General features: G+C 70.5%; 17 protein-coding genes. 7 read left to right on the forward strand and 10 right to left on the reverse strand.

Annotation, left to right across the window (positions count from 1 at the left end):
* Nucleotides 1-109: 109 nt before the first annotated feature.
* On the reverse strand, nucleotides 110-1,318 hold the full coding sequence (locus ACFY9S_RS14535; protein ID WP_391127428.1) for an NYN domain-containing protein: 1,209 nt from the start codon (nucleotides 1,316-1,318) through the stop codon (nucleotides 110-112).
* A 221-nt stretch (nucleotides 1,319-1,539) separates the two neighbouring features.
* On the opposite strand from ACFY9S_RS14535, the gene ACFY9S_RS14540 reads away from it, so the two are divergent.
* Entirely contained in the window at nucleotides 1,540-1,707 is a 168-nt protein-coding gene (locus ACFY9S_RS14540) for a hypothetical protein (protein ID WP_180989403.1), read from the forward strand.
* A gap of 153 nt (nucleotides 1,708-1,860) precedes the next feature.
* Here the strand turns inward: ACFY9S_RS14540 and dnaE are convergent, their stop codons facing one another.
* Nucleotides 1,861-5,400 (reverse strand): DNA polymerase III subunit alpha, encoded by a 3,540-nt coding sequence (gene dnaE, locus ACFY9S_RS14545; RefSeq protein WP_391127430.1) that lies wholly within the window; start codon nucleotides 5,398-5,400, stop codon nucleotides 1,861-1,863.
* Between the two features lie 215 nt (nucleotides 5,401-5,615).
* On the opposite strand from dnaE, the gene ACFY9S_RS14550 reads away from it, so the two are divergent.
* The 4 genes from ACFY9S_RS14550 (at nucleotide 5,616) to ACFY9S_RS14565 (ending at nucleotide 10,426) form a co-directional block, all read left to right on the forward strand.
* Entirely contained in the window at nucleotides 5,616-6,956 is a 1,341-nt protein-coding gene (locus tag ACFY9S_RS14550) for a DUF2252 family protein (RefSeq protein ID WP_391127434.1), read from the forward strand.
* A gap of 92 nt (nucleotides 6,957-7,048) precedes the next feature.
* The gene (locus ACFY9S_RS14555) at nucleotides 7,049-7,741 is read left to right on the forward strand and encodes a hypothetical protein (RefSeq protein ID WP_391127437.1); all 693 of its coding nucleotides are present in this window, start codon (nucleotides 7,049-7,051) and stop codon (nucleotides 7,739-7,741) included.
* 112 nt (nucleotides 7,742-7,853) lie between these two features.
* Nucleotides 7,854-8,663: a thioredoxin domain-containing protein gene (locus ACFY9S_RS14560; RefSeq protein ID WP_391127440.1), complete on the forward strand. Its 810-nt coding sequence runs from the start codon at nucleotides 7,854-7,856 to the stop codon at nucleotides 8,661-8,663.
* Nucleotides 8,664-8,755: 92 nt separating this feature from the next.
* On the forward strand, nucleotides 8,756-10,426 hold the full coding sequence (locus ACFY9S_RS14565; protein WP_391127443.1) for an alkaline phosphatase D family protein: 1,671 nt from the start codon (nucleotides 8,756-8,758) through the stop codon (nucleotides 10,424-10,426).
* A gap of 6 nt (nucleotides 10,427-10,432) precedes the next feature.
* On the opposite strand, the gene ACFY9S_RS14570 is transcribed toward ACFY9S_RS14565, so the two are convergent.
* The gene (locus ACFY9S_RS14570) at nucleotides 10,433-11,002 is read right to left on the reverse strand and encodes a dienelactone hydrolase family protein (protein ID WP_391127446.1); all 570 of its coding nucleotides are present in this window, start codon (nucleotides 11,000-11,002) and stop codon (nucleotides 10,433-10,435) included.
* 107 nt (nucleotides 11,003-11,109) lie between these two features.
* On the opposite strand from ACFY9S_RS14570, the gene ACFY9S_RS14575 reads away from it, so the two are divergent.
* Nucleotides 11,110-12,249, forward strand: coding sequence for a mechanosensitive ion channel family protein (locus ACFY9S_RS14575; RefSeq protein ID WP_102907736.1), 1,140 nt, complete (start codon nucleotides 11,110-11,112; stop codon nucleotides 12,247-12,249).
* A 72-nt stretch (nucleotides 12,250-12,321) separates the two neighbouring features.
* On the opposite strand, the gene ACFY9S_RS14580 is transcribed toward ACFY9S_RS14575, so the two are convergent.
* The 6 genes from ACFY9S_RS14580 to ACFY9S_RS14605 form a co-directional block, all read right to left on the reverse strand.
* On the reverse strand, nucleotides 12,322-13,062 hold the full coding sequence (locus ACFY9S_RS14580) for an SDR family oxidoreductase (RefSeq protein WP_391127450.1): 741 nt from the start codon (nucleotides 13,060-13,062) through the stop codon (nucleotides 12,322-12,324).
* A 63-nt stretch (nucleotides 13,063-13,125) separates the two neighbouring features.
* Nucleotides 13,126-14,712 carry a Na+/H+ antiporter gene (locus ACFY9S_RS14585; protein ID WP_391127453.1) on the reverse strand — a complete coding sequence of 529 codons (1,587 nt, stop codon included), beginning with the start codon at nucleotides 14,710-14,712 and terminating at the stop codon, nucleotides 13,126-13,128.
* Between the two features lie 95 nt (nucleotides 14,713-14,807).
* The gene (locus tag ACFY9S_RS14590) at nucleotides 14,808-15,275 is read right to left on the reverse strand and encodes a GNAT family N-acetyltransferase (RefSeq protein ID WP_391127455.1); all 468 of its coding nucleotides are present in this window, start codon (nucleotides 15,273-15,275) and stop codon (nucleotides 14,808-14,810) included.
* Nucleotides 15,272-16,216, reverse strand: a complete 945-nt coding sequence (locus ACFY9S_RS14595; protein WP_102907740.1) for an RluA family pseudouridine synthase — start codon at nucleotides 16,214-16,216, stop codon at nucleotides 15,272-15,274. The genes ACFY9S_RS14590 and ACFY9S_RS14595 overlap by 4 nt, the downstream gene beginning before the upstream one ends.
* A gap of 43 nt (nucleotides 16,217-16,259) precedes the next feature.
* Entirely contained in the window at nucleotides 16,260-16,865 is a 606-nt protein-coding gene (lspA, locus tag ACFY9S_RS14600; RefSeq protein ID WP_102907741.1) for a signal peptidase II, read from the reverse strand.
* Between the two features lie 89 nt (nucleotides 16,866-16,954).
* A complete protein-coding gene (locus ACFY9S_RS14605; RefSeq protein WP_391127460.1) occupies nucleotides 16,955-18,283 on the reverse strand; it encodes a TraR/DksA C4-type zinc finger protein in 1,329 nt (442 codons plus the stop codon).
* 607 nt (nucleotides 18,284-18,890) lie between these two features.
* Between ACFY9S_RS14605 and ileS the strand changes: the two genes are divergently transcribed.
* Nucleotides 18,891-22,034, forward strand: coding sequence for an isoleucine--tRNA ligase (ileS, locus tag ACFY9S_RS14610; RefSeq protein WP_391127463.1), 3,144 nt, complete (start codon nucleotides 18,891-18,893; stop codon nucleotides 22,032-22,034).
* A 184-nt stretch (nucleotides 22,035-22,218) separates the two neighbouring features.
* On the opposite strand, the gene ACFY9S_RS14615 is transcribed toward ileS, so the two are convergent.
* Nucleotides 22,219-23,370: a DivIVA domain-containing protein gene (locus ACFY9S_RS14615; protein WP_391127466.1), complete on the reverse strand. Its 1,152-nt coding sequence runs from the start codon at nucleotides 23,368-23,370 to the stop codon at nucleotides 22,219-22,221.
* Nucleotides 23,371-23,395 lie beyond the last annotated feature (25 nt).

The following is a 23,395-nucleotide window of genomic DNA, read 5'->3' on the forward strand; positions in this document are numbered from 1 at the left end:
CTGTGCCGCGCGCTTACTCACAAGGGACGAGACTACGGGGTCGGCGCCCCGGTCCCGCCCTCGGGTCGGTCCATACCGGGAATTCCGCCGGCGAAGAACCGAGGGGTCCTCAGTCGTCGAGGGGTGGGTGCTCCACGCCCGTGCGCACGCTGATCTCCCGCCAGAAGCCGGCCCGGATGGCGTACCGGTCCCGCTCGTCGATCTGGTCGTCCTTGTGGGCGAGCAGGCCGAACCGGGCGGCGTAACGCAGCAGCTCCCCGTCGACGCGGTGCGGGATGCGCGGGTACATACCGGACAGTTTCTGCAGGTGGCCCTGGTCTCCGAGGCGCTCCACCCAGCGCCGCGCGAAGACCTGCCCGACCTCGAAGGAATCGCCGCCGACGGTGGTGATGTCCTCCTCGCGGTCGGCCCACCGCTGCTCTGCCGTGGTCAGCTGGGCGAGTGTCGGCATCGAGGCGGCCTCGGGGGGCTCGGCCGTGGGCCGGTCGACCCAGCCTTTGTCGGAGGACCAGCGGAGGGTGGCGGAGGCGGGAGGCTGGGCGGGCTGTGTGCCGGGGGCCCGGAGAGCGGCGAGGTCCTTGGGCGTGGGGACCCCTTTGGCGGGCACCCGCTCCTCGGTGCCGTTCTGTCCGGGGCCGGCCACCGGGTGGCGGGGCTGCGGGGCGGGCCGGTCGGTCGCGGCGCCGAGAGCGGACTCGGGCAGCGGTGCGGAGAGGATCGCGGCGATCTCGGGCCGGGGCGCGGGCTGCGGCGCGCACGCCCCGGTGTAGTCCTTGGCGCGGACGGCCTTGGTGATCCAGGTGCGGTCCAGCACGCGCCGCTCGTCGGCCTCGGCGACCAGGTCCTCGGACTGGTTGTAGTCGCCGTCGGCGGCCTGGACGGCCCACAGGTGGACGGCCACGCCGTGCTCCTTGGCGGCCATCATGCCGGGCAGCAGGTCGCCGTCGCCGGTGACCAGGACGACGTCGGAGCAGGCGCGGTTACGGGCCAGTTCGGTCAGCTCGGCGTGCATCGCCGCGTCCACGCCCTTCTGCGCCCAGCGGCCGTCGCTGCGGGTCAGGGCGCCGAGCCGGACGGTGACCCGGGGCATCACGCGCAGTCTGCGGTGTTCGGGTTGCGGGACGCGGTCCGGGGCGCCGTCGAACCAGTAGATACGCAGCAGTGGCTGCTGGGTGTCGGATTCGGCGCGCTCACGAAGCCCCTGGATGAGGGCGGTGTGGTCGACGGTGATCCGGGACCGCGAGGGCTCCCCGGCGAGGAGACTCGCCGCGGCTCCCAGCAGATACCCAGCGTCCACCAGGACGATGCAGCGGTCCACGCGACTCACCCTCTTCCCAGGAGGTTTGCTTCGGGCTTGCTTCGAGTCTGCCCGACGGCGCGGAGGTTAACGGCCGGAACTCGATCTTCGGCGTGGCGTTTCGGGGCGGGCCGCTCCGACCAGCCCTGTCACACACGGTAATTGTCCGACATGCGATCGTTGTCGGCCTGTGTGAATCTGGTCCCGGCCCTGGCCCCTAGTCCCCCACAGGAGGCATCACCATGGCCAAGAACAAGAACCGTGACCGTAAGCAGCAGCGTCCGACCGAGCGTGGTCAGCGGGCGGACCGCAACCCCGCCTCGCAGACGGAGCCCCAGCCCGAGGTCGAGGTGACCCCCGGCGAGATGGCGCCGTCCGGCAAGCGAAAGCGCAGCTTCGGCCACAACTGACATCTGCGTGACGGCTGTTGAGCCCACGCACATGCACGAGGGGCGTACCCGGTGACGGGTACGCCCCTCAAGCGCATCAAGTGCCGTGCGTCACCCGGCCGGGCAGGACGGCCACCCGGCCAGGCGGGACGGCCATCCGGCCAGACAGGACGGTCATCCGGCCAGGCAGGACGGTCCGAGCAGGACCTTCAGGTCACCGAAGAGCGCCGGGTCCGGCTTCACCCGGTGCCGGTCCAGCCGCAGCACGGTCGTCTTGGTCGGTCCCTGGAGCTTGATCCGGACCTCGCTGTCGCCCTTGTGGTGACTGAGGACCTCGCCGAGGCGGCTGACCAGCGGCGGAGTGACCCGGGTGGCCGGGATGGTGAGCACCACGGGCGCGTTGGTGCCCGCGTTCGACAGGTCCGGCACCATCAGCTCCATCGCGACGAGCCGCGGGATGTCCTCGCGCTTGTCGAGGCGGCCCTTGACGAACACCACGGCGTCCTCGACGAGTTGGGTCGAGACGAGCTGATAGGTCGCCGGGAAGAACATGCACTCGATCGAGCCGGCGAGGTCCTCGACGGTGGCGATGGCCCAGGCGTTGCCCTGCTTGGTCATCTTGCGCTGCAGGCCCGAGATGATGCCGCCGATGGTGACGACCGCGCCGTCGGAGTGCTCGCCCCCGGTCAGCTGGGAGATGCCCGCGTCGGCCTTGTCCGACAGGATGTGCTCCAGGCCGAACAGCGGGTGGTCGGAGACGTACAGACCGAGCATCTCCCGCTCCTGGGCGAGCAGATAGGTCTTGTCCCACTCGTCCGGGGAGAACTCCACGTCGAGCCCGAACCCCGGCTCGCTGGTCTCGGCCTCGCCCATGCCGCCGAAGAGGTCGAACTGGCCCTCGGCCTCCTTGCGCTTGACCGCGACCACGTTGTCGATCATCGGCTCGTAGTGCGCGGTGAGGCCCTTGCGGGTGTGGCCCATGGCGTCGAAGGCGCCGGCCTTGATCAGGGATTCGGTGGTGCGCTTGTTGCAGACCACCGCCTCCACCTTGTCGAGGTAGTCCGGGAAGGAGACGTACTTCCCCTTGGCCTTGCGGCACCTGATGATCGCCTCGACCACGTTCGTACCGACGTTGCGGACGGCGGAGAGGCCGAAGAGGATCACGTCGTCGCCCTGGGCCGCGAAGTTGGCCATCGACTCGTTGACGTCCGGCGGGAGCACCTTGATGCCCATGCGGCGGCACTCGTTGAGGTAGACGGCCGACTTGTCCTTGTCGTCCTTCACGGACGTGAGGAGCGCGGCCATGTACTCGGCGGGGTGGTTCGCCTTGAGGTACGCCGTCCAGTACGAGACCAGTCCGTACGCGGCGGAGTGCGCCTTGTTGAACGCGTAGCCGGCGAAGGGGACCAGCACGTCCCACAGGGCCTGGATGGCCTCGTCGCTGAAGCCCTTCTTGCGGGCGCCCGCCTGGAAGAGGACGAAGTTCTTCGCGAGCTCCTCGGGCTTCTTCTTGCCCATCACGCGGCGGAGGATGTCGGCCTCGCCGAGGGAGTAGCCGGCGATGATCTGGGCGGCCTTCTGCACCTGCTCCTGGTAGACGATCAGGCCGTGGGTGACGTCCAGGACCTCCCTGAGCGGCTCCTCCAGCTCGGGGTGGATCGGTGTGATGTCCTGCTGCCCGTTCTTGCGCAGGGCGTAGTTCGTGTGGGAGTTCATGCCCATCGGGCCCGGGCGGTACAGGGCCGACACGGCGGAGATGTCTTCGAAGTTGTCCGGCTTCATCAGCCGGAGCAGGGAGCGCATGGGGCCGCCGTCGAACTGGAAGACGCCGAGGGTGTCGCCGCGCTGGAGCAGTTCGAAGGTCGTGGGGTCGTCGAGCGGGAGGCTCAGGAGATCGATGTCGATCCCCTTGTTGGACTTCACCATCTTGACGGCGTCGTCCATGATCGTCAGGTTGCGCAGGCCCAGGAAGTCCATCTTCAGCAGGCCGAGCGACTCACAGCTCGGGTAGTCCCACTGGGTGATGGTGACCTTGTCCGTGTGCCTGACCCAGACGGGGACGTGGTCGGTGATGGTCTCGCTGGACATGATCACGCCGGCGGCGTGCACGCCCATCTGCCGGACCAGGCCCTCGACGCCCTTGGCGGTGTCGATGACCTTCTTCACGTCCGGCTCGTTCTCGTACATCGCCCGGATCTCGCCGGCCTCCGAGTAGCGGGGGTGCTCGGGGTTGGTGATGCCGTCGAGGTTGATGCCCTTGCCCAGGACGTCGGCGGGCATGGCCTTGGTGAGGCGGTCGCCCATCGCGTAGGGGTAGCCCAGCACGCGCGCGGAGTCCTTGATCGCGTTCTTGGCCTTGATGGTGCCGTACGTGCCGATCATGGCGACCTTGTCGGCGCCGTACTTCTCCGTCACGTAGCGGATCACCTCGACGCGCCGGCGCTCGTCGAAGTCGATGTCGACATCGGGCATGGAGATGCGCTCGGGGTTGAGGAACCGCTCGAAGATCAGGCCGTGCGGGATCGGGTCGAGGTCGGTGATGCCGAGGGCGTAGGCGACGATCGAGCCGGCCGCGGAGCCCCGGCCGGGGCCGACCGCGATGCCCTGCTTCTTGGCCCACATGATGAAGTCGGCGACCACGAGGAAGTAGCCCGGGAAGCCCATCGAGATGATGGTGTCCATCTCGTACTCGACCTGCTTCATGCGGTCGTCCGGGATGCCGTCCGGGAAGCGGCGGTTCATGCCGCGCAGGGTCTCCTCGCGGAACCAGCTGACCTCGGTGTAGCCCTCGGGGATGTCGAACTTGGGCATCAGGTCGCGCTTCTCGAACATGCCCGTGGTGTCGACCATCTCGGCGATCAGGCGGGTGTTGGCGCAGCCCTCCTGCCAGGCGTCCGAGGAGTCGATGGCGTACATCTCGTCGGTGGACTTGAGGTAGTAGCCGGTGCCGTCGAACCTGAAGCGGTCGGGGTCGGAGAGGTTCTTGCCGGTCTGGATGCACAGCAGGGCGTCGTGGGCGACCGACTCGTGCGCGTACGTGTAGTGCGAGTCGTTGGTGACCAGCGGGGGGATGCCGAGCTTCTTGCCGATCTCCAGCAGGCCGTCGCGGACCCGGTGCTCGATCTCGATGCCGTGGTCCATCAGCTCCAGGAAGTAGCGGTCCTTGCCGAAGATGTCCTGGTAGTCGGCGGCGGCCTTGAGGGCCTCGTCGAAGTGGCCGAGGCGCAGCCGGGTCTGGACCTCGCCGGAGGGGCAGCCGGTGGAGGCGACGATCCCCTCGGACCACTTCGCGATGGTCTCCTTGTCCATCCGGGGCCACTTCTGCAGCCAGCCCTCGGCGTAGGCGTCGGAGGACAGCCGGAAGAGGTTGTGCAGGCCGGCGCTGTTCACGGCCCACATCGTCTTGTGGGTGTAACCGCCGGAACCGGAGACGTCGTCCCGCTTCTGGTGCGGCTGGCCCCACTGGATCTTGCGCTTGTTGCGCCGGGACTCGGGGGCGACATAGGCCTCGATCCCGATGATCGGGGTCACTCCGGACTTCTGGGCGGTGTGGAAGAAGTCGTAGGCGCCGTGGAGGTTGCCGTGGTCGGACATGGCGATGTGCGTCATGCCCATCTCGTTGCACGCGTTGAACATGTCCTTCAGCCGCGCGGCACCGTCCAGCAGCGAGTACTGGGTGTGGACGTGCAGGTGCGTGAACGGCGGCTTTGACACGGCTGCGGCCTCCAGGGGGAACGGGGTCGGACGGGGTCCGGCAGGCTGCGGAGAGTCTGGGGGACAGCGTCGAAGTCTATGCCTCGGCACTGACACCTGGAGGGCCGACCCGCGTACCTTCGTGCGAGGCTTCGCGGGCACTCCCGCCGGCCGCCGCACGTTAGGCAGAGGGCGGACCTGCCGCCCCGAACGTATGCACCAGGAGGCACCCAGCGATGTCGTTCCCGCCGCTCGACGACGAGCACCGCGGTGAGGAGATCCTCGCCGTCATCGACACCGCCTTCGGGCAGCTGCTGGCCGCCGACCCGGCCGCGTTCCGCGTCAAGTTCCGCAAGATGGCCGCCTCGGCCTTCGCCTTCTACCGGGGCACGGCCGGGCTGTTCTACCACGACCTCACCGTGTCTGATCAGTTCGGGTCGAAGCGGGGCGGCCCGTATCTGGACGAGCGCACCTCGCGCGTGTGGATCCACGGCGACCTGCACGCGGAGAACTTCGGCACGTACATGGACGCCAACGGCCGCCTGATCTTCAACGTCAACGACTTCGACGAGGCCTACGTCGGCCCCTTCACCTGGGACCTGAAGCGCTTCGCCGCCTCCGTCGCCCTCATCGGGTACGCGAAGGCCCTCGGCGACGAGCAGATCACCGAGCTGGTGCGGGTGTACGCGGGCGCGTACCGGGAGCGGATCCACGCCCTGGCGACGGGCGCGAAGAGCGACGAGGTGCCGCCGTTCACGCTGGACACCGCGCAGGGCCCGCTGCTGGACGCGTTGCGTGACGCCCGCTCGCTGACCCGCTTCGGCCTGCTGGACTCGATGACGGAGATCCGCGACTTCGAGCGCCGCTTCGCCCCGGGAGGCGGCTCGGTCGAGCTGGACGCGGCCACGCGCTACAAGGTCCTCGCCGCCTTCGACGGCTACCTGGAGACGCTCCCGGACAGCTCCCTGGCCCGCCCGGACTCCTACCGCGTGAAGGACGTCGTGGGCCGGCGCGGCATCGGCATCGGCTCGGCGGGGCTGCCGTCGTACAACATCCTGCTGGAGGGGCACAGCGACGCCCTGGAGAACGATGTGGTGATCTACATCAAGCAGGCCCAGACCCCGGCCGTCTCCCGGCACATCACGGACCAGGCGATCCGCGGCTACTTCCAGCACGAGGGGCACCGCACGGTCATCTCCCAGCGCGCCCTGCAGGCGCACGCCGACCCGTGGCTGGGCTGGACCGAGCTGGACGGCGCGGGCCAGCTGGTCGCCGAGGTCTCGCCGTACGCGGTGGACCTCGACTGGGGCGACATCGACGACCCGGAGGAGATCGCCCAGGTGGTGGCCGACCTCGGCCGGGCGACGGCCACGATGCACTCGGCGGCGGACGACCAGTCCGGCGAGTCCCTGGTGCCGTTCTCCACGGAGCGGGCCATCGACGCGGCGATCGCGGCCGACGAGGAGGGCTTCGCGCCGATGCTGATCGACTTCGCGCACAGCTACGGGGCCCGCGCGCGTGCCGACCACCAGACCTTCGTGGACCTGTTCCGCAACGGCCGGATCCCGGGTCTGTAAGGACCCCTGAGCCGGGGCTTTGGCCATCCGCTCACTCACAGGCATCCTTTAGGGGTCCCTTACCGGTCCCCATGACAGACTCTCCTTTCGCTATGGACATATCCGGGATCCAGCTCAGAGCCGTACGCGCGGCGCTGTTCACGGCCGTGGTCGTGACGCTCAGCACCGCGTCGCACGTACTGCTGTCCCGGGCCCCGCTGCCGGTGGGCACGGTGGCCGCGGTCGCCGCCGCCGTGTTCGTGATCGCGTTCGCCCTGGCGGGCCGGGAGCGCTCCTTCGGGAGGATCGCGGCCCTGCTGATCCCGCTGGAACTGGCCGCCGACACGGTGTTCACCACCGGTCAGCACGCGTGTTACGGCCGCGCGGGCGGCCCGGTCGCCGGGCCGTTGCGCTCGGTCGGCCTGGATGTGCTCTGCGGCGGCGGAGAGGTCGGCACCCCTCTGGCCCGGATGGCCGGGGCCACCGGCACCGACCGGCTGGCGGCCACGGTCGCCCATGCCGAACCGGCCACCGCCTGGCTGCTGCTCGGCGCGCACATCGGCGTCGGGCTCCTCGCCGCCGTCTGGCTGCGCCGCGGCGAGCGGGCCCTGGCCCAGCTGCTGCGGGCGGTGACGGCGACGACGTTCCGGCCGCTGCTGCTGGCGGTCGCCGCGGTCGCGGTGGAGCGGGCCCCGGCCGGCCGGCGCCTGGAGCGTGCCGCCGACCGCACGCCCACCGCCCGCGACCGGATCCTCACGTACTCCCTGGGGCGGCGTGGACCGCCGTGCTCACCCGCCTTCGCGTAAGGCACCCCGTCGCTGGAGGCTCCTGCGCCTCCCCGCGGCCCTTCGAGCATCCAGCAGTCCCCCTACGTTTCCCGCACACACAGGTGTGCGCGTCCCCCACGGAGAAGCCACCATGAGCAAGCGGAACAGCCAGGCGTCGAAGACGGCGGCCCGCGAGCGGCTGCGCATCGAGCGCGAGCGCGAGGCCAAGCGGGCGAAGACCAAGCGGCAGGTCATCGTCGCCTGTTCGATCGTCGGCGTCCTGGCGATAGCCGGCGGCATCGGCTACGCCGTCGTCCAGGCCAACAAGCCCACCCACTGGGAGGCGGTCAAGGACGAGAAGGTCGTCACCCCGGCCAACACCACGGGCACGGACGGCACCACGGTCGTCATCGGCAAGGACTCGGCGAAGAAGACGCTGAAGATCTACGAGGACCCGCGCTGTCCCATCTGCGCCCAGTTCGAGCAGACGGTCGGTCCGACCGTGAAGAAGGACATCGACGACGGCAAGTACAAGATGCAGTTCGTCGGCGCCACCTTCATCGACAACAAGGACAACGGCGAGGGCTCCAAGAACGCGCTGAGCGCCCTGGGCGCCGCGCTGAACGTGAGCGACAAGGCCTTCCTCGACTACAAGGCCGCGCTGTACTCGGCGAAGTACCACCCGGAGGAGACGACCGACAAGTTCAAGGACGACAGCTACCTCATCAAGGTCGCGGACAGCGTCCCCGGGCTGAAGGGCAACAAGAAGTTCCAGGACGCGGTCGAGAAGGGCACCTACGACGCCTGGGCGATGGCCATGTCGAAGACCTTCGACGACAACAAGGAAGGCGTGGAGGGCACTCCGGCCTTCGTCATGGACGGTAAGCAGCTGAACGGCGGCAGCCCCCTGATGACGGTGGCCGACTTCAACCGGGTCGTGGGCGAGGCCCTCAAGAAGTGACGGCAGGCCGGGCACCGGCCGGCATGTGAAGAGCGGGCGAACTTCCGGAGTTCGCCCGCTCCGGCGCATACCGACCAGTAACCTGATCGGTCGTGACCAGTCGATACAGATCATCGAATACGTCAGAGGGTCTCAACTCCCTCACCCCACGCCGCCGTACGGTCGTCAAGGCCGCGGCGGCGACCGCTGTCCTGGCCGGCCCGCTGGCGGCAACCCTGCCGGCGCGCGCCGTCGACCAGGCACCCGGCTTCCTGCACGGCGTCGCCTCCGGCGACCCGTTGCCGGACGGCATCCTGCTGTGGACCCGTGTCACCCCGGTACCGGAGGCGATACCCGGCTCCGGGCTCGGCCCGGACACCGAGGTGAGCTGGATCGTCGCCGAGGACAAGGCGTTCACCACCGTCGTCGCCAAGGGCTCGATCACCGCCACCGCCACCTCCGACCACACCGTGAAGGCCGACGTCCGCGGCCTGCGGCCGGGCACCGACTACTGGTTCCGCTTCTCCGCCGGCGGCACCGACTCCCCCGCCGCGCGCACCCGTACCGCCCCGGCCCACGACGCCGCCGTCCCGGGCCTGCGCTTCGGCGTGGTCTCCTGCGCCAACTGGGAAGCGGGCTGGTTCTCCTCGTACCGCCATCTCGCGGCCCGCGGCGACCTGGACGCCTGGCTGCACCTCGGCGACTACATCTACGAGTACGGCACCGGCGAGTACGGCACCCGCGGCAAGGTCGTCCGCCCGCACACCCCGGCCCACGAGATCGTCACGCTCGCCGACTACCGCGCCCGGCACGCCCGTTACAAGACCGACCCTGACCTCCAGGCGCTGCACGCCACAGCCCCGGTCGTGGCGATCTGGGACGACCACGAGTTCGCCAACGACGCCTTCTCGGGCGGCGCGGAGAACCACACGGAGGGCGCGGAGGGCACCTGGTCCGCCCGTCAGGCCGCCGCGAAGCAGGCCTACTTCGAGTGGATGCCGGTGCGCACGGCGACCGCGGGCACCACCTACCGCCGGCTGCGCTTCGGCAAGCTGGCCGACCTCTCGCTGCTGGACCTGCGCTCGTTCCGCTCCCAGCAGGTCACGGTCGGCGACGGCGAGGTCGACGACCCGGACCGCACGCTCACCGGCCGGGCCCAGCTCGACTGGCTCAAGGCGGGGCTGAAGTCGTCCGACACCACCTGGCGGCTGGTCGGCAACTCGGTGATGATCTCGCCGTTCGCCATCGGCTCGCTCTCCGCCGAACTGCTCAAGCCGCTGGCCAAGCTGCTGGGCCTGCCGCAGGAGGGCCTCGCCCTCAACACCGACCAGTGGGACGGCTACACCGACGACCGCCGCGAGATCCTGGCGCACCTGCGGACGAACGCCATCCGCAACACGGTCTTCCTCACCGGCGACATCCACATGGCCTGGGCCAACGACGTGCCGGTGGACGCCGGTACGTACCCGCTGTCCCCGTCGGCCGCCACCGAGTTCGTCGTCACGTCGGTGACCTCCGACAACCTCGACGACATCGTCAAGGTCCCGGAGGGCACGGTCTCCGCGGTCGCCTCGCCTGTCATCCGCGCCGCCAACCGCCATGTCCACTGGGTCGACACCGACCGGCACGGCTTCGGCGTCCTGGACATCACGGCCGAGCGCGCGCAGATGGACTACTACGTCGTCTCCGACCGCACGAAGCGCGACGCGACCGCCAAGTGGTCCCGCTCGTACCGCACCCGCAGCGGAACGCAGAAGGTCGAACGCGCCTACGACCCGGTGTAACCGCCGCTACAGGGTCTCGAGGAAGCCGAGCGCCACCCGCCAGGTGGCCTCGGCGGCCTCCTCGTCGTAGTCCGGCAGGTCGGGGTCGGTGTAGAGGTGGCCGGCCCCGGCGTACCGGTACACCTCGACGTCGGCGCCGGTGCGGCCCATCTGGAGGTACCAGGCGCTGAGCCAGTCGTCCGTCTCGAAGGGGTCCGGCTCGGCCACGTGCAGCTGGACCGGCAGGTCCTCGGCCGTGACGTCCGGCGCGATGTCCGACGTGCCGTGCAGGAGCAGCAGGCCGCGCGCCTTGTCGTCGCCCAGGGCGAGGGTCTGGGCGACGGAGGCGCCGAGCGAGAACCCGGCGTACACCAGCCCGCGCTCGGAGTAGGGAGCGGCGGCCAGCACGGCCCGCTTCAGCAGCTCCTCCTTGCCGATCTTCTCCTTGTGCTCCATGCCCTCCTCGACCGACTCGAAGGTGCGCCCCTCGAAGAGGTCGGGCGTCCACACCTCGTGTCCGGCCGACCGCAGCCGGTCAGCGGCCCGGAGCACCGCGGGCCGCAGCCCGAAGGTCGAGTGAAAGAGCATGATGTTCATGAGGCCATGGTGCCAGCCGGGTGTGACGAACCCGGGCCCCGGCACTACCCAGCACGCAGCGGAAGTCACATGTTCATGCACCCCGGGAGCCGGTTAGGTTCGGGGGCATGGAAAACCTGCTACGACCGCTGATCGTGGTCGGTGGCTCGGTCGTGCTCACGCTGGTGATCGGCTGGGCCACCGACTTCCTGCTGCGCAAGGCCGACGAACGGCACCACGAGACCCCGCTGTGGGGTCTGCTCCGCCGTGGCCGCATCCCCTACATGATCGTCCTCTTCGCGGCCCTGCTGAGAGGGTCCTACGACGAGGCGGACCTGCTGGAGAGCCGCGCGGACGGAGTCGGCCGGACGCTGACCCTGATTCTGATCGGGTCGGCCGCCTGGCTGGTCATCCGTATCGCGGCGGCGATCGTCGAGACGTCGTACAGCCGGTACGCCAACGCCCGGGTCCACCGTGATCCGGCCAGGGTCCGCCGGGTGCGCACCCAGGTGACGCTCATCATGCGGGTGGTGTCCGCGGTCGTCGGTGTGGTGGCCGCGGCGACGATGCTGCTGACCTTCCCGGCGTTCCGGGCGGCGGGCGCCTCGCTGCTGGCCTCGGCCGGCATCCTCGGCATCGTGGCCGGTGTGGCCGCGCAGTCCACGCTGAGCAACATGTTCGCGGGGTTCCAGATCGCCTTCGGCGACATGGTGCGCATCGGGGACACGGTGGTGGTGGACGGCGAGTGGGGCACGGTCGAGGAGATCACCCTGACCTTCCTGACCGTCCGCACCTGGGACGAGCGGCGCATCACGATGCCGGTGTCGTACTTCACGTCCAAGCCGTTCGAGAACTGGTCGCGCGGCACCCCACAGATGACGGGCATCGTCTTCTGGCACCTCGACCACTCCGCCCCCGTGGAGGCGATGCGCGACAAGCTCCGCGACATCCTGCGCGAGTGCCCGGCCTGGGACGGCCGCGCCTACAACCTGTCGGTCACGGACACCACTCCGAACACCATGCAGGTGCGCGCCCTGGTGACGGCCAAGGACGCGGACGACATCTGGACGGTGCGGGTCACCGTCCGCGAGCAGATGATCGGCTGGCTTGCCGACGAGCACCCGTACGCCCTGCCCCGGGTCAACACGGCCGACGCGGTCCTTCCGCCGCCCTACAGCGGCAACGGCCACCGCTCGTCCCCGGACGGCGTACCGGCCCAGCAGCGCCGCTACCACGGCAACCACAACTCGGGGCGGCCGGAGCGCTGAGCCCCCGCACGGAAGGGAAAGGAGGGGCTCCCCGCGGCACGGGGAGCCCCTCCTTTCCCTTCCTTCCGCCGGTCAGTGGCCGCGCTCGGCGCCGCCGTTGACCTGGATGATCTGCGAGGTGATGTGCCCGGCGCCCGGGGAGGCCAGCCAGTGCAGGGTCTCGGCGACGTCCCCCGGAGTGCCGGCCCGGCCGTTCGAGGTCTCACCGATGAGTCGCGCCCGCCGTTCCCCGGCCATCGCGTCCCCGAAGAACTCGGTGTCCTCGATGTACCCGGGCGCCACCACGTTCACGGTGATGCCGCGCGGCCCCAGCTCCCGGGCCAGATCGTGGGCGTAGGGATGCAGCCCCGCCTTGGCCGCCGCGTACGCCCCGCTCCCGGACCCCCGGTAGGCGGCGATGGAGCCGAGGAACAGCACCCGTCCGCCGGGCTCGGCGAGCCGCGGCTTCAGCGCCTCGGTGAGCAGGACCGCCGTCAGGGTGTTGAGCCGGAAGTTCACACTCCAGGTGTGTGCGACGGCCGCGAGCGGATCGTCCCCCGGGGCGTCCGGTTCGAGCAGCCCGCTGCCCCCGGCGCTGTGCACGAGCACATCCACAGCCCCCAACTCCCGTTCCACGAAGGCGGCGACACCGCGCACGTCCTCCGGCTCGGCGAGATCGGCGGCGTACGTCAGCGCGTCGGGCACCTCGGCCCGCTCCAGCACGTCGGCCCGCCGCCCGAGCAGCAGTACCCGATCCCCGTCCGCGGCGAACACCCGGGCCGCCGCGAGCCCAATTCCCGTTCCTCCACCACTGATTACCACATTCCGTGCCATACGGCCGACCCTACGACTCCCCTGCCGCCCACCGTCAAACCGGCCGCCGCTGCGGCCGGTGACTCACCGCAGGCTACGGACGTCGAGGTGCCGCAGAACCCGGTCGACCACCTCGGGATCCGCCCCGGGTTCGCTGCGCGCCGCCAGCACCTCGTGCCGCGCCGCACTCAGCATCTCCTGCTGGATGCGCCGCAACCGCTTCACCCGCCGGGCGCCCTCCCGGTACGCCTCCCGCCGCTCGTCCTCCGCCAGTTCGGGACTGATCCGCACCCCGATGTCGTAGGCCCGCCGCAGCATCTGCTCGGACAGTTCCTCCGGCAGCTCCTCGTTGTCCTCGATCTCCCGCAGCCGCTGCTTCGCCGCCTTGGCCGCCCGGATCGCCAGTTGCTGCGCGAACTCCTTCTCCCGGTCCGTGTCGGCCTTCACCCCGAGTCGCCGCACCAGCCACGGCAGCGTCAGGCCCTGCAGCACCAGCGTCGCCATGATCACCCCGAACGCGATGAAGATGATCTCGTCCCGGCTGGGGAACGGCGCGCCCGCATCGGTCTCCAGCGGAATGGCCAGCACCAGCGCCACCGAGGCCACCCCGCGCATTCCCGACCACCACATCACCACGGTCTCGCGCCAGCTCACCGGGATGTCCTCGTCGTAGTCCCGCCGGGCGTGCAGGCGTTTGGTCAGCCAGGTCGCCGGCAGCAGCCACAGCAGCCGGGCGAACACGACGACGACCACCACCACCGCCGCCCACCCCAGCAGCTCGCCCCACCGCCCGGAGGCCGTGCGGATCGCGTTGTGCAGCTCGAGACCGACCAGCCCGAACGCGACGCCGGTGACGAGCGTGTCGACGACGTTCCAGAACGTGTGCCCGGCCAGCCGTGTCATGACGTCGTCGGCGTCCGAGCCGTACTCCGCGAGGAACAGCGCGGTGGTGAGCACGGCGAGCACGCCGGACCCGTGCAGCTCCTCGGCCATGACGTACGCGGCGTACGGCACCAGCAGGGTCAGCCCGACCTGCAGGGTGGCGTCGCCGAGCACTTCCATCAGCTTGTTCGCGCCCCAGCCCAGCGCGAGGCCCACGGCCACCGCCACCACGGCCGACAGCACCAGATCGAGCCCCGCCTCCCAGGGGGAGAACGTCCCGCTGACGGCGGCGGCGATCGCCACGTGGTAGAGGACGATGGCCGTCACGTCGTTGAACAGGCCCTCGCCCTCCAGGATCGACACCAGCCGGCGCGGCAGTCCCAGCTGTCCGGCGACGGCGGTCGCCGCGACCGGGTCCGGCGGCGCCACCAGCGCGCCCAGCGCGAACGCCGCGGCGAGCGGCAGCCCCGGCACGATCGCGTCGGCGACGGCGGCCACGCAGGCCATGGTGACGAACACCAGCGCCACGGCCAGCAGGAAGATCGGCCTCTTGTTCGCCGCGAACTGCCGCCAGGACGTGCGCCGCACGGCGGCGTACAGCAGGGGCGGCAGCAGCAGCGGCAGGATCAGGTCCGGGGCGATGTCGACGTTCGGTACGAACGGCAGCAGAGCGAGAACGATCCCCAGGAGGGTCATCAGCACCGGCGCCGGCACCTTGAGCCGGTCGCCCAGGGGGACACTGATCACGGCCCCGAGCAGCAGCACGAACAGCAGGGCCAACTGATCCACGGTCAGCGCTCCGGGAGGTCAAGTGGTCACACGACTGACTGCAAGCCTGCCACGCAACTCCCATGACAAACCGTTTCGGCGCCGGCCACGGGGGACTAGAGGGAACGCCGCATCGCCTGGTGCGGAAGGCCCGCCTCCACGTACTCGGGCCCGTACGGCTCATAGCCGAGCCGCTCGTAGAAGCCGAGCGCGTGCGTCTGCGCGTGCAGGTCCACGGCCGCGAGCCCCCGTGCGCGTGCCGCGTCCTCGACGGCCCGCACCAGTGCGGCACCGACACCGAGCCCGCGCGCGGGTCTCGTCACGGCGAGCCGGCCGAGGGAACCCACCGACGGGCCGGAGCCGGTCTGTGCCACGGCCGCCTCCCCGTGCAGCAGCCGCCCCGTCCCGAGCGGCACACCGTCCTCCCGGACCGCCAGCACATGGACCGCGCCGGCGTCGTACGCGTCGTACTCGAGGTCCTCCGGCACGCCCTGCTCGCCGACGAAGACCTCCTTGCGCACCGCGAAGCACGCTTCACGATCGGCCGGGCCCTCGGCGACCCGCACGACGTACGGGGTACTCACGCGTACGTCTCCTCGCGGACCTGTTCCAGTGCCTTCTGCAGGTCCTCCGGGTAGTCGCAGGAGAACTCCGCCCACTGCCCGTCCCCGGGGTGCTCGAAGCCGAGCCGCACCGCGTGCAGCCACTGGCGGGTCAGGCCCAGGCGCTTGGCGAGCGTCGGGTCGGCGCCATAGGTGAGGTCGCCGACGCAGGGATGCCGGTGGGCGGCCATGTGGACGCGGATCTGGTGCGTGCGGCCGGTCTCCAGCTTCACATCGAGGAGCGACGCCGCACGGAAGGCCTCGATGAGGTCGTAGTGCGTGACGGACGCCTTGCCCTCGGCGGTGACCGCCCACTTGTAGTCGTGCTGCGGGTGCCGGCCGATGGGCGCGTCGATGGTGCCGCTGGTCGGGTCGGGGTGGCCCTGGACGAGCGTGTGGTACCGCTTGTCGACCGTGCGCTCCTTGAACTGGCGCTTCAGCGAGGTGTAGGCACGCTCCGACTTGGCGACGACCATCAGCCCCGAGGTGCCCACGTCGAGCCGGTGCACGATGCCCTGGCGCTCGGCGGCGCCGGAGGTGGAGATCCGGTACCCGGCGGCGGCCAGGCCCCCGATGACGGTCGGCCCCGTCCAGCCCGGCGACGGGTGCGCGGCGACCCCGACGGGCTTGACGATCACGACCACGTCATCGTCGTCGTGCACGATCTCCATGCCCTCGACCGGCTCGGCGACGACCTGCACCGGCGCGGGCGCCTGCGGCATCTCGACCTCCAGCCAGGCGCCGCCGTGCACGCGCTCCGACTTGCCGACCACCGACCCGTCGACCGTGACCTTCCCCGCGGCGGCGAGCTCGGCCGCCTTGGTACGGGAGAAGCCGAACATGCGGGAGATGGCGGCGTCGACGCGCTCGCCCTCCAGGCCGTCGGGCACGGGCAGGTTACGGATCTCGGGAAGCGTGCTCACCCGTCGAGTATGCCGGACGGCAACGACGGGGCTGCACGCGCGCTCAGTCCTTGTGGACGGTCCCGTCGGGGTCGAGGCCCCTGAACGACAGCAGCACGATCAGGATGCCGCCGCACACGATCGCCGAATCGGCCAGGTTGAAGACGGCGAAGTGCTTGGGCGCGATGAAGTCCACGACCGCGCCCTCGAAGACGCCCGGCGCCCGGAAGATCCGGTCGGTGAGGTTGCCCAGCGCACCGCCGAGCAGCAGACCGAGCGCGATCGCCCAGGGCAGGCTGTAGAGCTTGCGGGCGAGACGGGCGATCACCACGATCACCGCCGCCGCGATCATGGTGAAGATCACGGTGAAGGCCTCACCGAAGCCGAAGGCCGCGCCCGCGTTGCGGATCGCCTCGAACCTCAGCCAGTCGCCGACGATCTCGATGGGCGGGTGGTGCTCCAGCTTGGCCACCACGATCATCTTGCTGATCAGGTCGAGGGCGTACGCGAACGAGGCGACGGCGAACAGCACCGCGATCCGGCGCCGGCCCCGGGGTTGCCCGGCACCGGACTCGCCGGGCGGGGTGCCTTCGGAGTCGGGCCGCTCCTTGCCGCCCCCGGCCGCGTCCGGTGTGTCCGGCGTACCGATGATGCGCTCCGCCTCTGCCACGTGAGTCCCTCAACCTAGGTGCCTGACTGAGGACGAGGGTACGGCACACCCCGTACGTCCCACGTGCTCAGGAGACATTCCGCGGCCGGTCAGTACCGGCGCTCCTGCTTCTGCTTGCACTCCACGCAGAGCGTGGCCCGGGGGAAGGCCTGCATGCGTGCTTTGCCGATGGCGTTGCCGCAGTTCTCGCACAGGCCGTAGGTGCCCGCGTGCAGGCGTTCCAGGGCGCGCTCGGTCTGCAGGAGCATCTCCCGCGCGTTGGCGGCGAGGGCCAGCTCGTGCTCGCGGGTGATGTTCTTGGTGCCGGTGTCCGCCTGGTCGTCGCCGGCGCCGTCCCCGGAGTCCCGCATCAGACCGGCGAGCGACCGCTCCGACGAGGAGATCTCCTCGCGCAGCCGGATCTCCTCGGACGTCAGCTCGGACCGCGCTTCCTCGACCTCCTCCGCCGTCCAGGGGTCCTCGCCCGGGCGTACCGCGAGCTCACCGGGCTCCGCCGCGGCGATCCGTGCCTTCGGAACGGCGGTCTTCGCCGCCGTGGCCGTGCCAGGAGTCTTCTTCGCAACCACCGTCGTCGCTCCCGTCTGCTGGGCGGCCTCGGCCGCACCCGCGTTCTTGGCCGTGCTGCTCGCGGCCGTGTCCTGTGTGACCGCGCCGGTCCGGGCAGCGCCCTTCCCGGCGGCGGTCCTGGTGGTGCTCTTGCCTCCGGCGGCCTTCTTGGCCGGGGCCTTCTTCGCGGCGGGCTTCTTGACGCCCACCGCCTTGCCCCCGGTTCCGCCCACCGCCTTGTCCCCCGTTCCGCCCGCCGCCTTGCCGACGGCGGTCTTCCCGGCGCGGGCGGTCTTCCCGGCGTCGGCCTTCCCGGCGTCGGCCTTCCCGGCGGTGTCTTTCTCGGCCGAGGCGGTCTTCGCGGCTGTCGCCTTCCCGGCCGAGGCGGTCCTCCCGGCTGTCGCCTTCTTCCCTGCCTCCTTCTCGGCCGGTGCCCTCTCCGCCGATACCTCGGCCGACTCCTTCTCCGCCGATGCCCCGTCCGCCGGCACCTTGGCCCGCGCCGTCTTGGCCGGTGCCTTCACCGCCGATGCCTCGGCCGATGCCCCGGGACGTGGTGTCTTGGCCGGTACCTCGGCCGGTACCCCGTCCGCCGATGCCTTGGCCCGCGCCTTACCTGCCGACTCGGCCGCGGGCTCCTTGCTCGTGGCCCTCTTGGCCGCGGCCTTCCCGGTCGCCGTCTTCTTCTCGGCCGCCGTCGTTCCCTCGACCGCCTTGCCCCGGCCCTCCTTCGCCCGGTCCTCCTTCGCCGCCCGCCTCGCCGAGCCCCCCTGCGTGGACTTCTTCCCGCCCACGTCCTTGGCCGCGCCGCCTGAGGCCTCCGCGGACCTGCCGGACGCCGGCTGCTGTACGGCGGTCTTCTTCGCCACCATGGCCGCGGCCCCTTCACATATTGTGATCTTGCTCGCGAATCGTGCTGGGACGATAAATCGACTCGAGTCCCGCGGCAACGGGGCACACCGCCCGATTCGCCCGCCTCGCGCACGCCGCGGCGAACCTGCATCCGTTGTGCCCAGCTCCCCGCCCGGTAATCCGCTGAGCCGGACGTCCCAGGATCCGAACACCTATACCACCCCATTGAGGTCATCAAACCTATTTCGTACTCCCCGGCACCCGCGCGGCCCGGCGGCCGGAAAACCGGTCGGCCGCCGCCCGCGCGGCGCCGTACACTGGTCGGAGCGAAAAGCGTGGATGGGGACGAGTAGCGGCGTACGCAGCCCAGAGCGACCCGGGGACGGTGGAAGCCCGGGGGCCGGCGCGACGTGAAGATCACCCCGGAGCCGCCGGAAGAACGCCGCAGCGAGAATGCGGCCAGTAGACCCGGCATCGCGACCCCAATGAGGGGGCCAACCGGCGCACACCCCGTGCCGGAGGGCCAAGGAGGGTGGTACCGCGGGAGCGCGCCGAAGGCGGCGCAGGCAGATGTAGCTCTCGTCCCTCCGGACGGAAGGCAGCAAGTCCGCCGGAGGAAGCCCGCTGATGACATCGCCGACGTACCGCCAGGTGCCCGCCCAGGTCGACCTGCCCGCCCTCGAGCACGCCGTGCTCGACTTCTGGCGTGAGCAGAAGATCTTCGCCAAGAGCCTGGAGCAGTCCGAGGGCCGCCCCGAATGGGTGTTCTACGAGGGCCCGCCCACCGCCAACGGCATGCCGGGTGCCCACCACATCGAAGCACGCGTCTTCAAGGACGTCTTCCCCCGCTTCCGCACCATGCGCGGCTACCACGTGGCCCGTAAGGCCGGCTGGGACTGCCACGGCCTCCCGGTGGAGCTCGCCGTCGAGAAGGAGCTCGGCTTCTCCGGCAAGCAGGACATCGAGGCGTACGGCATCGCGGAGTTCAACGAGAAGTGCCGCGAGTCGGTGACCCGGCACACGGACGCCTTCGAAGAGCTCACGACCCGCATGGGCTACTGGACCGACCTCCAGGACCCGTACCGCACGATGGACCCCGAGTACATCGAGTCGGTCTGGTGGTCGCTGAAGGAGATCTTCGACAAGGGCCTGCTCGTCCAGGACCACCGTGTCGCCCCCTGGTGCCCCCGCTGTGGGACGGGCCTGTCCGACCACGAGCTGGCGCAGGGCTACGAGACGGTCGTCGACCCGTCGGTGTTCGTCCGCTTCCCCCTCACCTCCGGCCCGCTGGCCGGCGAGGCCGCGCTGCTGGTGTGGACGACCACGCCCTGGACCCTGGTCTCCAACACGGCGGTCGCCGCGCATCCCGAGGTCACCTATGTCGTCGCGACCAACGGCGAGGAGAAGCTCGTGGTCGCCGAGCCGCTCGTCGCCAAGGCCCTCGGCGAGGGCTGGGAGATGACCGGTGAGACCTTCACGGGCGCCGAGATGGAGCGCTGGACGTACCAGCGCCCCTTCGAGCTGGTGGAGTTCCCGGAGCCGGCGCACTTCGTCGTCAACGCCGAGTACGTCACCACCGAGGACGGCACGGGTCTGGTCCACCAGTCCCCCGCCTTCGGTGAGGACGACCTCAAGGTCTGCCGCGCCTACGGCCTGCCGGTCGTCAACCCCGTCCGCCCGGACGGCACCTTCGAGGAGGACGTCCCGCTGGTCGGCGGCGTCTTCTTCAAGAAGGCGGACGAAAAACTCACCGAGGACCTCCAGCAGCGCGGCCGGCTCTTCAAGCACATCCCGTACGAGCACAGCTACCCGCACTGCTGGCGCTGCCACACCGCGCTGCTCTACTACGCACAGCCCTCCTGGTACATCCGCACCACCGAGGTCAAGGACCGCCTTCTCGCGGAGAACGAGGGCACCAACTGGTTCCCGGACACGGTCAAGAACGGCCGGTACGGCGACTGGCTGAACAACAACATCGACTGGGCCCTGTCCCGCAACCGCTACTGGGGCACCCCGCTGCCCATCTGGCGCTGCGAGGACGACCACCTCACCTGCGCGGGATCCCTCGCGGAGCTGACCGAGCTGACCGGCACGGACCAGTCGGGCCTGGACCCGCACCGCCCGTTCATCGACGACGTCACCTTCGCCTGCCCGCAGGGCGGCTGCGGAAAGACGGCCACGCGCGTCCCGGAGGTGATCGACGCCTGGTACGACTCGGGTTCGATGCCGTTCGCACAGTGGGGCTACCCGTACAAGAACAAGGAGCTGTTCGAGGCCCGCTACCCGGCGCAGTTCATCTGCGAGGCCATCGACCAGACCCGCGGCTGGTTCTACACGCTGATGGCGGTCGGCACCCTGGTCTTCGACAAGTCGTCCTACGAGAACGTCGTCTGCCTCGGCCACATCCTCGCCGAGGACGGCCGCAAGATGTCCAAGCACCTGGGCAACACCCTGGACCCGATCCCGCTCATGGACCGCCACGGCGCCGACGCGGTGCGCTGGTTCATGGCGGCCGGCGGCTCCCCGTGGGCGGCCCGGCGCGTGGGCCACGGCACGATCCAGGAGGTCGTCCGCAAGACACTCCTGACGTACTGGAACACGGTCGCCTTCCAGGCCCTGTACGCCCGTACGTCGAACTGGGCCCCGTCCGAGGCCGACCCGGCCCCGGCCGACCGCCCGGTCCTGGACCGCTGGCTGCTGTCCGAACTGCACGCCCTCACCGACCAGGCCACCCAGGCGCTGGACGCCTACGACACCCAGCGCGCCGGCAAGCTGCTGTCCGCGTTCGTCGACGACCTGTCGAACTGGTACGTGCGCCGCTCGCGTCGCCGCTTCTGGCAGGGCGACAAGGCGGCGCTGCGCACCCTGCACGAGGTCGTCGAGACGGTCACGCAGCTGATGTCCCCGCTGACGCCGTTCATCACCGAGCGGGTCTGGCAGGACCTGATCGTCCCGGTCACCCCGGGCGCTCCGGAGTCGGTCCACCTGTCGACCTGGCCCGAGGCCGACCTCACCGCCATCGACCCGGAGCTGTCGAAGCAGATGGTGCTGGTGCGCCGGCTCGTGGAGCTGGGCCGTGCCACGCGCGCGGAGTCGGGCGTCAAGACACGCCAGCCGCTGTCCCGCGCGCTGATCGCGGCGACGGGCTTCGAGACGCTGGACTCCGAACTGCGCGCGCAGATCACGGAGGAGCTGAACGTCGAGTCCCTGGCGACCCTGAGCGAGGTCGGCGGCAGTCTGGTCGACACCACCGCGAAGGCCAACTTCCGCGCGCTGGGCAAGCGGTTCGGCAAGCGCGTCCAGGACGTGGCCAAGGCCGTCGCGAACGCGGACGCCGCCGCCCTGTCGCTGGCCCTGCGCGAGGGCAGGGCGTCGGTCGAGGTCGACGGTGAGACCATCACGCTGGCGCCCGACGAGGTCATCATCACGGAGACCCCCCGTGAAGGCTGGTCGGTGGCCTCCGACTCGGGCGCGACGGTCGCACTGGACCTGGAGATCACCGAGGAGCTCCGCCGTGCGGGACTGGCCCGTGACGCGATCCGCCTGATCCAGGAGGCCCGCAAGAACAGCGGCCTCGACGTGGCCGACCGCATCGCACTGCGCTGGACGGCCACGGACCAGGCGACGGTGGCGGCCCTGACCGACCACGCCGGCCTGATCGCCGACGAGGTCCTGGCAACCGACTTCGGTCAGGGCGAGGCGGACGCCGGCTACGGCGACCCGTTCACGGACGAGGGCCTCACCCTCACGTTCCGCCTGCGCAAGGCGTAGCCCACAGGCCGAAGGCCCGGTCCCGCCGAAGATCTCGGCGGGACCGGGCCTTCGGCGTTGCGTACGCACGAACATGGCTACGCGGACACGAACGCGCGTGGCAAAAGGGCGGGCCCCGGGTTCACACCCGGGGCCCGCCCTGAACGCTGCCGACGTCTATGCCGTACTACTGGCCATCAGGCCGTCAGTTGTCATCCTCGTCGATCAGGAAGCCCCGCATGGGCGAGGGCGCCTGGCCCATCGGCGACGGGCCCTGCGGGCGTACCGGCGCCATCGGCTGGGTCATCGCCGGCGACATCTGCTGCTGACCGCCGTAGGACGGAGCAGCCGGTGCGGGACCGCCGCCCATCGTCGGGTTGCCGCCGCCGTAGGACGGTGCGCTCGCGCCGGCCGGAGCCATGGAGGGCGCCGAGGACGGCGGGAGGGACGCGGTCGCCGGAGTGCGCGGCGGGGCCAGCGAATCGTCGGCCTGGGTCTCCAGCTGACGCAGCTGCGACTCCAGGTACGACTTCAGGCGGGTGCGGTACTCGCGCTCGAAGCCGCGCAGGTCCTCGACCTTGCGCTCCAGCGTGGCGCGGGCGGACTCCAGGGAGCCCATCGCGACGCGGTGCTTCTCCTGCGCGTCCCGCTCCAGGGCGTCGGCCTTGGCACGGGCGTCACGCTCCAGACCCTCGGCACGCGAACGCGCCTCGCCGACGATCTTGTTGGCCTCGGAACGAGCCTCGGCGATCGCCTGGTCGGCGGTCTGCTGGGCCAGTGAGAGGACACGGGCGGCGCTGTCGCCACCGGGGCCTCCCTGACCGGGGCCGCCCATCGGACCGCCCATCGGGCCGGGGCCGCCCATGGGGCCGCCCATCTGCTGCTGCATCGGGGGCTGGCCCATCGGACCCGGACCCTGGCCCATCGGGCCGGGACCCTGGGGTCCACCCTGACCGCCGGGACCGGCGGGCAGCTGCGGGGCACCGCTCGGCAGCTGGGGCGGACCACCCATGGGGCCACCCATCTGCTGCTGCGGCGGGCCCGATATGCCGGCGGGGACAGGACCACCCGGACCGCGCATACCCTGCTGCTGCTGCTGTTGCTGCTGTTGCTGCTGGTGTTGCTGCTGCTGATCCTGCTGTGGCTCCGGAGGCTTGCGCATGTTCTGCTGGTTCTGCGCAGCAGCGCGAGTGGCCGCGGCCAGTTTGGCGCGCAGGTCCTCGTTCTCACGGAGCAGGCGGGTCAGTTCGGCTTCGACCTCATCGAGGAAGGCATCGACCTCGTCCTCGTCATAGCCTTCTCGGAGGCGGACGGTCGTGAACTGCTTGTTCCGCACGTCCTCGGGGGTCAACGGCATCTCTTCACCTCAACGTAGTCGTCGG

This window comes from Streptomyces sp. NPDC012474 (assembly GCF_042955185.1).
Lineage (GTDB): Bacteria > Actinomycetota > Actinomycetes > Streptomycetales > Streptomycetaceae > Streptomyces > Streptomyces cahuitamycinicus.